A 13,696-nucleotide genomic window follows, 5' to 3' on the forward strand; every position below is an offset into this window, starting at 1 on the left:
CCCCAACCGCGATGGCAGCCCCAGCAGCCGCCCCCGCCAATCCACACGCTGCCGAAGACGGGCGCCGGGTAATAGGCCGGCCCATAGTAGTAATAAGGATCGTACGGATACGACGGATACATCGCCACCGGCGCAGGCGCCACGGCTGCAGGCGCGATCGGGTTGCCGTAGGCGTCGTAATACGGCGCGACCACGCAGCCGCCCAGCAAGACGGCCGCGCACGCGGCCACCGCGCCCGGCAGGATGGCGGCTAAACGACGACCAAGTTGCGGTGTGCGGCTCATGATGTGCTCCGTTGGATGCATGTGCATATGCATTCGACAGTGTCTGGCTGGTTCAATTCCAAGGACTTCGTATGCCGCCGCAGCGAATCCTTGCCGGATCACTTACCATGACCGCTTCGCCGCCCGCGCTGGGGAGAGATCGAGGCAGGCGATGCCCATAAAACACTGGAGGACACATCCATGCAAGCCACGGCAGCGCCCACCCACGGCGATCGGGCACCGGCACCGGCCATCTCTGCGGCCACCCGACGCAAGGCCATCATCGCCGCCACCATCGGCAACGGCCTCGAATGGTTCGACTTTACGGTCTACAGTTTCTTCGCCGTCATCATCGCCAAGCTGTTCTTCCCCACCGGCAACGACTTCACGTCGTTCATGCTGACCGTCGCCACGTTTGGCGTGGGGTTCTTCATGCGCCCGGTCGGCGCCGTCGTACTCGGTGTGTACGCCGACCGCGTGGGCCGCAAGGCTGCACTCACGCTCACCATCATGCTGATGGCGATCGGCACGGCCCTCATCGGCCTCGCACCGACGTACTCGCAAATCGGTATCGGTGCACCCATCCTCATCGTGATCGCGCGGCTCATCCAGGGCTTCTCGGCCGGCGGTGAAGTCGGTGGCGCCACGGCGTTCCTGATCGAGTATGCGCCGGACGAAAAGCGCGGCTACTTCGCAAGCTGGCAGCAGGCGAGTCAGGGCATCTCGTTCATCCTGGGTGCCGCCATGGGTGCCATCGTCACGAATGGCCTGTCGCCCGAGCAGATCGATGCGTGGGGCTGGCGCATTCCGTTCCTGTTCGGCCTGCTGATCGGGCCGGTCGGCATGTACATCCGCTCACACCTGCACGAGCCGCCCGCGTTCGAAGCGCAGAAGGCAAAGGCCGCGAAAGAGTCGCGTCTGGCACCGCTGTCGCAAGTGCTGCGCGATCACCCGCGCGAAGTGCTTGGCGGCCTGGGCGTGACGATTCTCTGGACCGTCTGCACCTACACGCTGGTGTTCTACATGCCGACGTATGCGAAGCAACAGCTCGGTCTGCCCCTGGGCGCGACGTTCCAGTCGACGGCGCTTTGCGGTGCGATCATCTTCGTGCTGTGCCCGCTCATGGGCACGCTGTCCGACCGCGTCGGGCGCAAGCGCATGCTGGGCACGGTGGCGCTCATCATCGCTGCTGCGGCGTATCCCCTCTTCCACTGGCTCAACGTCAGCCCGACGGTGCAGACGCTGCTGCAGGTGCAGGTGATCCTGGGTGTGTTGCTGGCGGCGTTCACAGGCCCGGCGCCTGCCGTGCTGGCCGAGCAGTTTCCGACGGCGGTGCGCTCTACCGGCCTGTCGATTTCGTACAACCTGGCGGTCACGATCTTTGGTGGTTTTGCCCCGCTGATCGTGACGTGGTTGATTGCCAGTTCCGGCAGCAAGCTGGCACCGTCGTACTACGTGATGGCCGCGGCGATCATCAGCGTGTTGGCGCTGTCGCTGATGCACGATCGCACAGGCAAGCCGATCGAAAAGTAATCGCTTGAAATAGCTCCTCCGCGAAGCACGAGCGAAAAACGGCCGGTGGATCAACCCACCGGCCGTTCGTCTTTTGCGCCCAGCAACGCCGCGTTTTCCAGCACACGCACACCCGGCGCATCCACCCGCGCCGTCATGACAAGCGCTGCCGCCACCGATTCCGCCGACATCGGTCGCCATGTCTTGGGCACCATCCATCCGATTGCGCACGACAGGCCTTGCGCAATACGTTCACCGAGCCGAAATTCTGTGCGTGCGCCGAGCAGCAGTGAAGGCCGAACCACCGTCACGGACGGAAAGCCGATCGACAGGATTTCCGCCTCCACTTCGCCCTTGCAGCGATTGTAGAAAACGCGCGAGCGCGCATCGGCGCCCAACGCACTCACCAGCAAAAAATGGTGCGCACCCGCAGCAAACGCGCGCCGCGCCAATTCAACCGGATACTCGACATCAACGCGCCGGAATGCCGCCTGCGAGCCAGCCTGCCGGATCGTCGTACCAAGCGCGCAGATGACGATATCGGCAGCAAACGCTGACTGGGTTTCGGGCGCATCCAGGTGCTCGAAATCGACCACGCATTCGCGCAATCGACCGGGCGTCGCCGGCCCGGCTGTCAAGGCCGCTCGCCGCCGTACGAGCGCCGTCACGCTGCCCGCCCAGGGCTGCGCAACCAGACGACGCACCACCGCGCGGCCCACCAGCCCGTTGGCACCGGCCACCAGAACGGCCGGTCCGCGCGGGTGCTCCGGCGCTTCGCCGCCGGCCGCGAAGCCTTGTCCGACAAGCATTTGCGAACTCGACATGATGTTCTCCATGAAGTTTGCACGGGCCCGGAAACACAGTGTACGGCGTCTGCCGAACCGGTTTTCGGCAGCGTCGCCTGCGCGCTTTCGGTGCGTTTTCGGCATGAGGGACGCTTGCGGAAATGCAAACAAACCCCGTCGATATCAGGTGTTTCCCGGATACCTGCCCGCAAACCCAGGCGGGGCAAGTGTCGGGTGCAAGCAACGGCCCGCAAACCCTTGCAGTTAGGGGATGTGCAACCCTTCGCAACGGTGATATAAAACGGGTCGCAGTACAACGCTGTCCAACAAACCTGAAGTGGGGAACTGACATGACGACCAAATCCGAACTCGTAGCCGCCATTGCGAAAGACGCTGAACTGAGCAACGCCGCCGCCGAGCGCGCGCTGAACTCCGCGCTGGAAAACATCAAGAAGACCGTCGCCAAGGGCGGCACCATCACGCTGGTTGGCTTCGGTTCGTTCTCGTCGGGCAAGCGCGCAGCACGCACGGGCCGCAACCCGCGCACCGGCGAAGCCATCAAGATCCCGGCAACCAAGACCGTGAAGTTCACGGCTGGCAAGGGCTTCAAGGACGCCGTGAACAAGAAGAAGTAAGAGTCTTCTGCCGAGCCCGGCATGCGTGCCGGACCGGGAGACTTGCAAGGGACCCTACGGGGTCCCTTTTCTTTTGGTGCGTTTGATCTGGCGCAACGTCAGCCGACCGGCCACAAGGCCACCAGATAACCGACCGAACCGACACGCGCGACAACCGTGTCTGGATCGCCCTCTGCATCGAGCCATGCAGCAGCGCCTTGCGGTACGTCGTCGGCGCCGATCGACAGCACGCCGTGCACGCAATACACCAGCCATTGCATGCCCCCATGCAAGCGCGGCAGCGAGCGGCGCTCGCCGGCTGCCAGGGCAATCGCCTCGGCGTGATGTGCCCAGGCGTCACGCCGCGTCATCACGTTGAAATCCGACAGCGGCGCGTCAAGCGTGGCATGCACATCCGCTTCGCCGGGAAAGCGCGCGGGGGCTTCGCCGGGCGCCAGCATCACGGCTTCGGCGTCGGCGCGATGCATCGTCAGCCGGCCGCCCGCAATCACTGCAAGCGATCGGTCAATACCGGCAAAGCGCGAGAACGCCCCTGCCGCGTCCACCTGCGCAGTGCTCACGCGCCAGTCGAAATTGTCGAGCGTAGCGCCAGCGGGCTCGATGGCGATTTCGGTCGTGACACCGCCACCGTTTTTCCACGGCATACGGCGCATTGCATCTGCAGGAATCAGTTTCATGAACGGCGCAACAAGTGATACGCCAGACGCGCCGCAACGCGCACGGTGCGACGGTCCTGGTCGTACTCGGGGTTGGTCTCGGCGATGTCTGCCACGCGAACCTTACCTGTCGCGCAGACGTGCTGCGCCAGGGCCTCGAGCACCGGCAGCGTGATGCCGTACGCCGCGGGCGCGGACACGCCGGGCGCCACGGCAGCGGCCAGCACATCCATGTCGATGGTCAGGTAGACGTGATCGGCATCTGCCAGCCATGCATCGAGATCGGCCACGCGCGCATCGAGGTGGCGCTCCTGCACATCGGTGTCTTCCACGTAATGCGCGTGCAGCGCATCGGCGCGGTCAAACAGCGCGGGCGTGTTCGACAGGCGGCTCACACCCAGGCAGCAATACGTCAGGTCGATGCTGTGTGCGGCGCAGTCTTCGGCGATCTGGTCGAACGGCGTGCCGGAGTTGCCAGGGCGGCTCGTGCGCAGGTCGAAATGCGCATCGAAGTTGACGACCGCGAGACGCCCCCTCCAGCCTTGTTTCTGCCAATGCTGGCGCAGGCCCTGATAAGTGCCGAAGGCAACCTCGTGGCCGCCGCCGAGCACGACCGGCCGCGCGCCGGCATCGAGCAGTTCGCACACGGTTTCGCCGAGTTCGGCTTGCGCGCCTTCCAGGTCGCCATCGTCACACGTGACATCGCCCGCGTCCGCTAGCACCGACAGGCCATGCGCGGGCACGTTAGCCAACGCACGTCGAATTTCGCGCGGGCCCTGCGCAGCACCGGCGCGGCCGTGGTTGCGCACCACGCCCGCATCGCACGCAAACCCGACCAGCGCAGGCACGCCAGACAACGTCACCGCATCGGCGGACTGCACGACCTGGAAAAGGCGCGTCACGTCGCCGCGTTCGCCCGTGTCGTTACGCCCCTGCCAGATGGAGGCATCGAACGTTGCAGCTTCGGTCATCGTCATGCGCGTGTCAGCACCGCTTGCAGGAATGAACGCGTGCGCGCTTCCTTGGGCTCGCCAAAGATGACCGACGGCGGCCCCGCTTCGACGATGCCGCCGCCGTCCATCACCACCACCACGTCGGCCACTTCACGTGCGAAACCCATCTCGTGCGTGACCACGAGCATCGTCATGCCTTCCTTGGCGAGCACCTTCATCACCTGCAGCACTTCACCAACGAGTTCCGGGTCAAGCGCAGACGTCGGCTCGTCGAACAGCATCACCTTGGGGCGCATCGCTAGCGCACGCGCAATGGCCACGCGCTGCTTCTGACCGCCCGAGAGGCTGGCAGGCATCGCGTCGGCCTTGTGCGCCAGGCCCACTTTCTGCAGCAGCTCGCGCGCTTCGGTTTCCGCCTCCTGCTTCGACTTGCCACTCAGCATGCGCGGCCCAACCGTGACGTTGTGCAGCACTGAAAGATGCGGGAACAGGTTGAACGACTGGAACACCATCCCGACCTGCTGCCGCAGTTGGTTCAACTCGCCCTCGGGCAGCAACTTGCCGTTGTCGATCAGGCGCTTGCCGCAGATGTCGATGGTGCCGCCTTCGGCCGTCTCCAACCCGTTGCAGCAGCGTAGGAACGTGCTCTTGCCCGAGCCGCTGGGGCCGATGACGACCACCACCTGCGACGCGTCGACTTCAAAGTCGATGCCCTTGAGCACGGTGTGATCGCCATACGATTTGGTCAGCCCGCGGATCTGGATCATGGGCACATCCAGCGTGGATTTGAGAGTTTGCGGGTGAGCCGCATTTGTCACGCTCATTGCACCATGCCTCCCGCACGGATGTTGCGTTCAAGCCGATGCAGCAAATAGCTGGCGGCGCTGGTCAGCACCAGATACACCAGCGCAATCGCTAGATACACCTCCAGCGAGCGATACGACACGCTGATGATCTTCTGCCCCTCGTGCATCAGGTCGTGGATCGTCAGCAGCGACACCAGCGCCGAGTTCTTGATCAGCGCGATGAACTCGTTGCCCAGCGGCGGGATCATCCGCACCACGGCCTGCGGCAGGATGATGGCGCGCATCGACTGCGCCGACGACATGCCGATCGAGCGTGCCGCCTCCATCTGCCCGCGATCCACCGACTGGATTGCACCGCGCACGATTTCCGACACATAGGCGCCCGAATACACGCCCAACCCCAGCACGCCGCACACGAACGCCGGCAGCAGGATGTCGAATTGCGGCAGCCCGAAGAACAACAGGAAGAGCTGCACCAGCAGCGGCGTGCCACGGATGAACGTCACGTACACCGTGCAGATGCCGTAGATGAATCGGCGGCGCGGGTTCAACCGCCCGATGCCGATCAGCAGGCCCAGCACGCAGCCGAGCACCAGCGCTGCGGCCGTCACCTCAACGGTGACGAGCGTACCGCGCAGGATGTCGTGCCAGCCGGCCCAGACGGGAGAAAAATCCAGTTCCATCAGCGTGTCCGGTCGTTACTTGGCAGTGGCGCCAAACCACTTCTTGACGATCTGGTCGTACGTGCCGTCGGCCTTGATCTTCTCCAACGCGGCGTTCAACGCCTTGGTCAGCTCGGGCTGGTCACGGCGCACGGCGATGCCGTATTCCTCGGTGGTAAGCGCCGGCTCAACCAGGCGCAGACCGGGGCGCGCCTTCACGTAGTACGCGGCAGCGGGGCGGCCTGTGACGGCGGCATCTGCACGGCCGATCTCAACGAGGTTGAACATCTCATTGTTCTTCTCGACCTCCACGCGCTCGACCTTCGGGTAGTTTTCGCGCAGGTAGTTGACCGACTTGGTACCCACCTGCACGCTCACCTTCTTGCCATTCAGGTCAGCCGGCGTCTTGATGGCCGTGTTGCCTTGCTTGACCAGCGCGACCAGACCGCCGTGGTAGTACGGCACCGTGAAGTCCACCACCTTCTTGCGCTCTTCCGTGATGTAGATGCCCGAGATGGCTACGTCGAAGCGGCGCGAGATGAGACCCGGCACGAGGCCCTTGAAGTCGATGTCGGTCCACTCGACCGGACGGCCCATGGTGCGGGCCAGCGCTTCGATCAGGTCCACATCAAAGCCGGTGCGCTTGCCGTTTTCGACAAACTCCATCGGCGCGAACGTGGCGTCGGTGGCCACGCGCAGCGGCTCGCCAGCAGCGTGCGCGGCAGTTGCGAAAGACGCCGCAGCGGACAACGCCACGGCACAAGCCATCATCGAATGCATGAAGTGACGACGATTCCCCATGAGTGGTCTCCTTGTGTGATGCATGTGGGGTGAGAAAAAGAATCGGAAAATCAAAAATTCAGATGTCCTGCAGCCGCGCAGAAATGGATGCAGCCGCTGCAACGGTCATGTCGATCAGGCGTTGCTCCTTGCCACGCACGCGCGTTGCTGGCGCCATCAACGTAATGGAGCCGAGCGCGTGGCCGGGCAGACGGAACACCGGCACGCTCACACCCCAGACGCCCGGGTCGACCTCGCCTTCGGACAGCGCATAGCCCGCGGCGCGAATGCCAGTGAGTTCAGCTTGCAGTTGCGCCTGGGTGTCGGCATCGACGGCCAGCAAGTCGGCGAGGATGGCGCGCGCGGCAGCAGGCGGCATGAACGCGAGCAATGACTTGGCAGAGGCGCCGGCCAGCAGCGGCACGCCGCGCCCCTTCTCGAATGAGCAGCGCAGCGACTGCTGGCTCTCGACCATCTCCAGGCAGACGGCCTGATCCTTGACGGCCACGACCAGCCCCACCGATTCGCCCGACTCGGCCACGAGTTTGGCCATGCCGATGCGCGCTTCCTGCACGAGGTGCGAAGCGTGGTCGAAACCCAGCGCGAGCTGCAGGCTGATCGGCCCCGGGGCATAGGTGCCCGCCGATTCGAGCACGAAGCCCCAGCGCTTGAGCATCGCGACCTGACGGTACAGCGTGCTCTGCGGCAGGCCGGTCAGTTCGACCAGCTCGCGCGCGGCAACCGGGCGGCCGTGGCGCGCGATGGTGGCGAGCACCATCAGCACGCGGTCCGAACCGCTGGTAGCGGCAGCGGATTGTGCTGGTGAAGGTGCCAGGCCCGGCTCGGTCATCGCGAAACTCCGTCGAGTGATGTTGCGACGGAGAATGCGACGATTTTCTCAATACATCAACGCGACATTCCCATTTATCGGGAATTAATCACGAATTCGGTATTTACACCTAGGATGTCTCCGTCACATGCCAGGCCTCCTCGTCCAGGCGCGCTTCCAGAAACGCGACGACGGCGTGGGCGGAAGCCTCGCTGCGGCACGTCGTTAGCGCGGTGTAGAGCGGCGCGGCCAAGCCATTGAGGAAGTCGATCGGCGCTTCCGGACCTTCGGCCAGATAGCGCTGCAAAGCCGAGAACGCGCCGGCCTGGCTAAGGCGCCAGTCGGCAATCGAAGCCTGCCGCACATGGCGCGGTGCAAATGGCGTGGCAGGCGCCGGCTGGGGCGACGTCTTGAGCTTGGGCGCCACCGTTGGCGCGCGGCTTGCGACATAGCCGTCGGCAATCAGGCGCGCGAGGTCTTCGGCGCGGTCCTCAATGTCGGGGCCGGCGCTGCTCAATTGCGCCAGGATGTCCGCCGCGCAGCGTTCGCCGTTGACGAGCAGCAGGATCGCCCGCTGCCGATGCGTGACGTGCCCACTGCGCGCTTGCAGCTCCTGCGTGCCGCGCTCGGTGCGCGACAGGATGTGGCTCAGATCCACCGTCCCCTCCCTTGTTTTTATGCGTCTGTTCGATGAAGGGCCAGTCTAGAAAAACCCGGCGCGGCGCGGACCATTTGAGCGCCGCCGGGCGTGCGATACCGACTATCACGTGCGCAGCATTGCGTTCGTGCGGGCGACCAGCATGGCGATCGATCATCAAATCTGGATTGAAACCAGATCGACTCACAAGCCCTTTATCGTCTGCGATTGGAAATCTACAGTGCAGCGCTTCACCACCAACGGAGTCCACCATGCTTATCCGCCCCGCCCTGCTCGCCGCCGCCGTGCTGACGCTGCCCGCCCTCGCAATGGCACCCGCAGCCATTGCGTCAACCTCCGATGCTGATCTCATCCGCGCGGACCACGTCGCCGCGCCCGACACGCCGCAGGCTGCAGCCGCCGTGCTTGCCGCACGCCGCTACGCCACCTTCTGGCATACCGGAGATGCGCGCTATGCCACGCAGGCCCTGTCGCCCGCGTTTGTCGATCGCACATTGCCCGCTGGCCGCGTGCAGGGCGCGCAAGGCCCGCTCGATGCATCCAAGGCGTTCCGCACAGCGGTGCCCGACATGCGCGTGGAGATTGAAGACATGGTCGTTGCCGGCGACCGCGTTTCGGTTCACCTGCGCTTTCGCGGACACTTCACCGGAGAGTTCGGCCGCACGCACGGGCAGAACCAGCCGATCGACTTCCAGGCCTTCGACCTGTATCGGATTGCCGACGGCAAGATCGCCGAAAACTGGCACCTGGAAGACAACCAGACACTGCTGCGGCAGATGGGCCTTCAACCGTAGTCCTCACGGCTTCGTTAACGCCCATTAACAGCTCAACTCCCTGCTCCCGCTATGCTTCGGCCCAGCTTGCAGACCGCCTGGCGGCTGCGCAAGCATGAGAAGAATCGAGCCAATCAACACACAAGAAAATCTTCGGGAGAAGTCCATGGGAAAGGGGTTTCACGGCGCACTGCGCGCCTGGGCGGGCGCGCTCGCCTTCGCGGCGGTGCTCGGTGCGATGGGGGCGATGGGCGCTACGGCAGCCCACGCGCAACAGGCCACCGATCCGCAACAGGAAATGAAGCAGGCCTGGGCCGCCGCCAAGGCCGCCGCGAAGGTCGGCCCCACGTCGATCGAACTGCGTGACCAAGCCACGCTCAAGATCGGCAAGGACGAGGTTTTCATCCCGCAGCCGGCTGCCGGGCAGCTCATGCACGCCATGGGCAACAGCAACAACCCCGACATGCTCGGCCTGGTCATGCCCACCAGCGACGATGACGAATGGATGGTCGTCGCCAAGTACGAGGCCTCTGGCTACATCAAGGATGACGACGCCCGCGACTGGAACGTCGACGATCTGTACAAATCGCTCAAGGAAGGCACCGCCGCTGCCAACGAAGAGCGCGAGAAGCGCGGCATCCCCTCACTGGAAATCCAGGGCTGGGTCGAGCGTCCGCACTATGACGCCGCCACACACCGCCTCATCTGGTCGATGGCTGCGCGCTCCAAAGGCCAGCCGACCGACGATCCGGGCGCGGTCAACTACAACACCTACGCACTGGGCCGCGACGGCTATATCAGCCTGAACCTGATCACCGGCCGCGACCATGTCGACGCCGACAAACCCGCCGTGCAAAAGCTGCTCGCCGATCTCGATTTCAAAGATGGCAAGCGCTACACCGATTTCAACTCGAAGACCGACAAGGTGGCCGAGTACGGGCTGGCAGCGCTGGTGGGTGGCATCGCCGCCAAGAAGCTGGGGCTGTTTGCCGTGATGGCCGCGTTCCTGGTCAAGTTTGCGAAGGTGGCGATCCTGGCGGTGGTGGGCTTTGGCGCGGCCATGGCCAAGTTCTTCAAGCGCAAGCCGAGCGCATAAGCCGTGGCCAAGCTGCTGATTCTGCTGTTTTCCGGGCTGAAGTTCGGCAAGTTGCTGACCACCGGCGGCACGATGCTGCTGTCGGTGGCCGCATATGCCTTCGTGTTCGGCTGGCGCTATGCGGTGGGCTTCGTGGTGCTGCTGTTCATTCACGAGATGGGCCACTTCATGGCGGCACGCCAACGCGGGCTGGCGGTTGGGGCGCCCACCTTCATCCCGTTCGTGGGGGCGTGGATCGACCTGAAAGAGCAGCCGATGGACGTCGAAACCGAAGCCCATATCGGCCTCGCAGGCCCCGTGGCGGGCACCGTTGGCGCCATGCTGTGCTACGGGCTTGCGCGCTACACCGACAGCCAGTTGCTGCTGGCGCTGGCCTACGCCGGCTGCTTCCTCAACCTGTTCAACCTGATCCCGCTCTCGCCGTTTGACGGCGGACGCATCACGGCGGTGCTGTCGCCGCGCATCTGGTTTCTGGGTGTGCCGGTGCTGGTGGCGCTGTTCATCTGGCGGCCGAGTCCGATCCTGATCCTGATTGCGGTGCTGGCCGTGCCGCAGTTGATGAAGGCTTGGCGCTACGACCCACATGCGCCGGAAAACCGCGCGTATTACAGCATCTCGAACGAGTCGCGCCTGACCTACACGGTGTATTACATCGGCCTGGTCGTCTTTCTGGCGATGATGAGCCACGAGTTGCACGACATGCTCGGCAGCGTGCGCGCATAAAAAAACCTCCGCTGGTGCGGAGGTTTTTTCTTGGGTCGCCGGAGCGATTCGCCTTAGGCGAAGTTCTTGGCAACGAAGTCCCAGTTGACCAGGTTCCAGAACGCCTCGACGTACTTCGGACGGGCGTTGCGGTAGTCGATGTAGTAGGCGTGTTCCCACACGTCGCAGGTCAGCAGCGGCTTCGCGTCGGTCGTCAGCGGCGTCGCGGCGTTCGAGGTCGACACCAGATCCAGCGAGCCGTCAGCCTTCTTCACCAGCCAGGCCCAGCCCGAACCGAACGTGCCGATGGCCGTCTTCGTGAACTCTTCCTTGAACTTGTCGAAGCTGCCCCACTTGGCATTGATGGCGTCAGCCAGCGCGCCGGTCGGAGCGCCGCCGCCTTGCGGCTTCAGGCCGTTCCAGTAGAACGTGTGGTTCCACACCTGTGCGGCGTTGTTGAACACGCCGCCCGAGGACTTCTTGACGATGTCTTCGAGGCTCAGGTTCTCGAACTCGGTGCCCTTGATCAGGTTATTCAGGTTCGTGACGTAGGTCTGGTGGTGCTTGCCGTAGTGGAACTCCAGCGTTTCCTTGGAGATGTGCGGCGCCAGAGCGTCTTGGGCGTACGGCAGCGGGGGGAGCGTGTGTTCCATTGTTCTTGCCTTCTGTGGGTTGTACAGGTTGGGAGCGACGATTGTAGGAGAGTTGCAAAACCGGCGCAAACCGCATGCCAAATAGTGGGAATACCCGCTAAACGCGTGCGGAATCGCGATCATTGCCGCGATAAGGTCATGCGCCGGTCACAGTTCGAGCTTCGGTTGCACCCGGGCGATTTCGATATCGGCGCTGCCTTGCGCCAGCCGGGCCTCGATCCGTGCCCGGGCATGCAAGGCGTTCGGATCGCGGATGGCTTGGCCCTTGGCATCGAGCAGCACCGCATAACCACGTTCCAGCGTGCGCTGCGGCGCCAGCAGTTCCAGCCCGCTGTGCTGACGTGCCAGACGCTCCTGCGCGCGAGCCAGCCTGTCCCGCATGACGCGTGCCAGCGTCGCTTCCGCTTGCTGCAGGCGCGTGCGCTCTCGCGTGGCGTCGGGGCGGGCTGCGGCCAGGCGCATCGTCAGCAAACGCTGCAGGTGTTCCGCGCGCTGCACGCGGCCGGTCAGGGCAAAGCGCAGGCGGCCTTCCAGATGGGCGAGCTGCGTGCGGCGTTCGCGCATCTGCGCCTGCGGGCTGCGCAGGCGGCGCGCGAGCCAATCGACGGTCTGCGCGCGGCGATCGAGCTGACGACGAAACTGTGCGGAGAGCGCATCCCAGTCGCGCCCGACATCGCGCAGCATGCGAGCACGATCAGGGCTGACGAGTTCGGCGGCCGCAGTCGGCGTGGGCGCCCGCACGTCGGCCACAAAATCGACGATGGTCACATCCGTCTCATGTCCGACGCCCGCCACAATGGGAATGTCCGATGCGGCCACCGCACGCGCCACCGGTTCTTCGTTGAAGGCCCATAGGTCTTCAATACTGCCCCCGCCCCGGCACAGAATGATGACGTCGACCTCTGCCCGGGCATTGACCCGTTCCAGCATGGCGGCGATGCGCTCCGACGCACCGGCGCCCTGCACCGGCACGGGATAGACCACCACCGGCACATGCGGAGCGCGCCGGCGCAGCGTGGTCAGCACGTCGCGCAAGGCCGCCGCCTGCAGCGACGTCACCACGCCAATCGCACGCGGATGCCGCGGCAGGGGCCGTTTGCGGTCGGCTTCGAACAAGCCTTGCGCCTCGAGCGCGGCTTTCAGCCGCAGGAAGGCTTCATACAGATTTCCCAGGCCCGCCCGGCGGATGGCTTCAACGCTCAATTGCAATTCGCCGCGCGCTTCATACAGCGTGACCAGCGCACGCACCTCGACGGCCTCGCCTTCGCGCGGGGTGAAATCGGCGTATTGGTTACGGCCCTTGAACATCACGCAGCGAATCTGCGCGCCCGCATCCTTGAGCGAGAAATACCAATGTCCGCTGGCCGCGCGCGTGAAGTTCGAAATCTCGCCGCGCACCCAACCCAGCGGAAAGTTGCGTTCGAGCAGCCCCGCAATGCGGCGGTTGACGTCGCTGACGGTGAGCACGTCCTGCGAGCCCCGACTCGGTGCAGACGCAGCGGCTGGTGCGGCCGACACCTCAGGTGTGGATGTGGGCGTGGGTGCGGTGGCATCCATCCAGAATGGGCGGCGGGAAGACGGCGGCGGGGTCATAAGTGGTGCGAGGAGCGCAAAACGATGAGGCTTCGGGGCGACTTCTACCTTGAATAGGGGAGGCAACCGACGCTGGGTGGGCTACCTGTCCACAGCATAACTTGCTTGTCAAGCTTGACAGCGGTCGGGTGACGCGCTCTCTGCATTTTGACGCAACCTATTGATTCTTATGAAAAATCCACCCATGTCAAAATTTCAGCAGCGCAAGTAATTTCGTTCTGCGTCAAGCATTTAGCGCAGGCGCCCCAAGGATGTTCACAAAGTTATCCACAGCGGCGCTGGAAAACCGTGATGTGACGCCTGGGCAGTGGATAAATCGGCCGTCGATTCTCACACGATC

Annotated in this window: 16 protein-coding genes; 5 read left to right on the forward strand and 11 right to left on the reverse strand. The window is 64.2% G+C overall.

Annotated elements, in window-relative coordinates; genetic code table 11:
- A partial coding sequence (locus ACCD03_RS20565; protein WP_413412726.1) for a hypothetical protein occupies positions 1-284 on the reverse strand: 284 nt, incomplete at its 3' end.
- 180 nt (positions 285-464) lie between these two features.
- Between ACCD03_RS20565 and ACCD03_RS20570 the strand changes: the two genes are divergently transcribed.
- Positions 465-1,796, forward strand: coding sequence for an MFS transporter (locus ACCD03_RS20570; RefSeq protein WP_325654189.1), 1,332 nt, complete (start codon positions 465-467; stop codon positions 1,794-1,796).
- Between the two features lie 50 nt (positions 1,797-1,846).
- Here the strand turns inward: ACCD03_RS20570 and ACCD03_RS20575 are convergent, their stop codons facing one another.
- Complete coding sequence (locus ACCD03_RS20575) at positions 1,847-2,599, reverse strand: oxidoreductase (protein ID WP_413412727.1); 753 nt, start codon at positions 2,597-2,599, stop codon at positions 1,847-1,849.
- 311 nt (positions 2,600-2,910) lie between these two features.
- On the opposite strand from ACCD03_RS20575, the gene ACCD03_RS20580 reads away from it, so the two are divergent.
- The gene (locus ACCD03_RS20580; RefSeq protein WP_003272088.1) at positions 2,911-3,195 is read left to right on the forward strand and encodes an HU family DNA-binding protein; all 285 of its coding nucleotides are present in this window, start codon (positions 2,911-2,913) and stop codon (positions 3,193-3,195) included.
- A gap of 98 nt (positions 3,196-3,293) precedes the next feature.
- On the opposite strand, the gene ACCD03_RS20585 is transcribed toward ACCD03_RS20580, so the two are convergent.
- The 7 genes from ACCD03_RS20585 to ACCD03_RS20615 all read right to left on the reverse strand — a co-directional run bounded on the left by ACCD03_RS20585 (position 3,294) and on the right by ACCD03_RS20615 (position 8,539).
- The gene (locus ACCD03_RS20585) at positions 3,294-3,872 is read right to left on the reverse strand and encodes a HutD family protein (RefSeq protein WP_045202724.1); all 579 of its coding nucleotides are present in this window, start codon (positions 3,870-3,872) and stop codon (positions 3,294-3,296) included.
- On the reverse strand, positions 3,869-4,828 hold the full coding sequence (hutG, locus tag ACCD03_RS20590; RefSeq protein ID WP_413412728.1) for a formimidoylglutamase: 960 nt from the start codon (positions 4,826-4,828) through the stop codon (positions 3,869-3,871). Before hutG ends, ACCD03_RS20585 begins: the two co-directional genes overlap by 4 nt.
- Entirely contained in the window at positions 4,825-5,628 is an 804-nt protein-coding gene (locus tag ACCD03_RS20595) for an amino acid ABC transporter ATP-binding protein (RefSeq protein WP_413412729.1), read from the reverse strand. The genes hutG and ACCD03_RS20595 overlap by 4 nt, the downstream gene beginning before the upstream one ends.
- On the reverse strand, positions 5,625-6,293 hold the full coding sequence (locus tag ACCD03_RS20600; protein ID WP_045202722.1) for an amino acid ABC transporter permease: 669 nt from the start codon (positions 6,291-6,293) through the stop codon (positions 5,625-5,627). Before ACCD03_RS20600 ends, ACCD03_RS20595 begins: the two co-directional genes overlap by 4 nt.
- A gap of 15 nt (positions 6,294-6,308) precedes the next feature.
- Positions 6,309-7,073: a glutamine ABC transporter substrate-binding protein gene (locus tag ACCD03_RS20605; protein WP_045202721.1), complete on the reverse strand. Its 765-nt coding sequence runs from the start codon at positions 7,071-7,073 to the stop codon at positions 6,309-6,311.
- 58 nt (positions 7,074-7,131) lie between these two features.
- The gene (locus ACCD03_RS20610; protein WP_413412730.1) at positions 7,132-7,902 is read right to left on the reverse strand and encodes an IclR family transcriptional regulator; all 771 of its coding nucleotides are present in this window, start codon (positions 7,900-7,902) and stop codon (positions 7,132-7,134) included.
- A 109-nt stretch (positions 7,903-8,011) separates the two neighbouring features.
- Positions 8,012-8,539 carry a hypothetical protein gene (locus tag ACCD03_RS20615; protein ID WP_413412731.1) on the reverse strand — a complete coding sequence of 176 codons (528 nt, stop codon included), beginning with the start codon at positions 8,537-8,539 and terminating at the stop codon, positions 8,012-8,014.
- Between the two features lie 251 nt (positions 8,540-8,790).
- Between ACCD03_RS20615 and ACCD03_RS20620 the strand changes: the two genes are divergently transcribed.
- The 3 genes from ACCD03_RS20620 to ACCD03_RS20630 all read left to right on the forward strand — a co-directional run bounded on the left by ACCD03_RS20620 (position 8,791) and on the right by ACCD03_RS20630 (position 11,131).
- Positions 8,791-9,333, forward strand: coding sequence for an ester cyclase (locus tag ACCD03_RS20620; RefSeq protein ID WP_316671354.1), 543 nt, complete (start codon positions 8,791-8,793; stop codon positions 9,331-9,333).
- Positions 9,334-9,478: 145 nt separating this feature from the next.
- Entirely contained in the window at positions 9,479-10,408 is a 930-nt protein-coding gene (locus ACCD03_RS20625) for a DUF2167 domain-containing protein (RefSeq protein ID WP_413412732.1), read from the forward strand.
- 3 nt (positions 10,409-10,411) lie between these two features.
- Entirely contained in the window at positions 10,412-11,131 is a 720-nt protein-coding gene (locus tag ACCD03_RS20630; protein ID WP_112183829.1) for a site-2 protease family protein, read from the forward strand.
- 53 nt (positions 11,132-11,184) lie between these two features.
- On the opposite strand, the gene sodB is transcribed toward ACCD03_RS20630, so the two are convergent.
- Together sodB and xseA are read right to left on the reverse strand one after the other, a co-directional pair.
- On the reverse strand, positions 11,185-11,763 hold the full coding sequence (gene sodB, locus ACCD03_RS20635; protein WP_009241368.1) for a superoxide dismutase [Fe]: 579 nt from the start codon (positions 11,761-11,763) through the stop codon (positions 11,185-11,187).
- Between the two features lie 147 nt (positions 11,764-11,910).
- Positions 11,911-13,320 carry an exodeoxyribonuclease VII large subunit gene (gene xseA, locus ACCD03_RS20640; protein ID WP_413412733.1) on the reverse strand — a complete coding sequence of 470 codons (1,410 nt, stop codon included), beginning with the start codon at positions 13,318-13,320 and terminating at the stop codon, positions 11,911-11,913.
- Positions 13,321-13,696: the final 376 nt, after the last annotated feature.

This window comes from Ralstonia sp. Ralssp135 (assembly GCF_047304345.1).
GTDB lineage: Bacteria > Pseudomonadota > Gammaproteobacteria > Burkholderiales > Burkholderiaceae > Ralstonia > Ralstonia chuxiongensis.

Bases quoted from the DNA above. Each gene is read 5' to 3' on its own strand.
- ACCD03_RS20570 (WP_325654189.1), top strand. From the start codon at position 465: ATGCAAGCCACGGCAGCGCCCACCCACGGCGATCGGGCACCGGCACCG.
- ACCD03_RS20575 (WP_413412727.1), bottom strand. From the start codon at position 2,599: ATGTCGAGTTCGCAAATGCTTGTCGGACAAGGCTTCGCGGCCGGCGGC.
- ACCD03_RS20580 (WP_003272088.1), top strand. From the start codon at position 2,911: ATGACGACCAAATCCGAACTCGTAGCCGCCATTGCGAAAGACGCTGAA.
- ACCD03_RS20585 (WP_045202724.1), bottom strand. From the start codon at position 3,872: ATGAAACTGATTCCTGCAGATGCAATGCGCCGTATGCCGTGGAAAAAC.
- hutG (WP_413412728.1), bottom strand. From the start codon at position 4,828: ATGACGATGACCGAAGCTGCAACGTTCGATGCCTCCATCTGGCAGGGG.
- ACCD03_RS20595 (WP_413412729.1), bottom strand. From the start codon at position 5,628: ATGAGCGTGACAAATGCGGCTCACCCGCAAACTCTCAAATCCACGCTG.
- ACCD03_RS20600 (WP_045202722.1), bottom strand. From the start codon at position 6,293: ATGGAACTGGATTTTTCTCCCGTCTGGGCCGGCTGGCACGACATCCTG.
- ACCD03_RS20605 (WP_045202721.1), bottom strand. From the start codon at position 7,073: ATGGGGAATCGTCGTCACTTCATGCATTCGATGATGGCTTGTGCCGTG.
- ACCD03_RS20610 (WP_413412730.1), bottom strand. From the start codon at position 7,902: ATGACCGAGCCGGGCCTGGCACCTTCACCAGCACAATCCGCTGCCGCT.
- ACCD03_RS20620 (WP_316671354.1), top strand. From the start codon at position 8,791: ATGCTTATCCGCCCCGCCCTGCTCGCCGCCGCCGTGCTGACGCTGCCC.
- ACCD03_RS20625 (WP_413412732.1), top strand. From the start codon at position 9,479: ATGGGAAAGGGGTTTCACGGCGCACTGCGCGCCTGGGCGGGCGCGCTC.
- sodB (WP_009241368.1), bottom strand. From the start codon at position 11,763: ATGGAACACACGCTCCCCCCGCTGCCGTACGCCCAAGACGCTCTGGCG.
- xseA (WP_413412733.1), bottom strand. From the start codon at position 13,320: ATGGATGCCACCGCACCCACGCCCACATCCACACCTGAGGTGTCGGCC.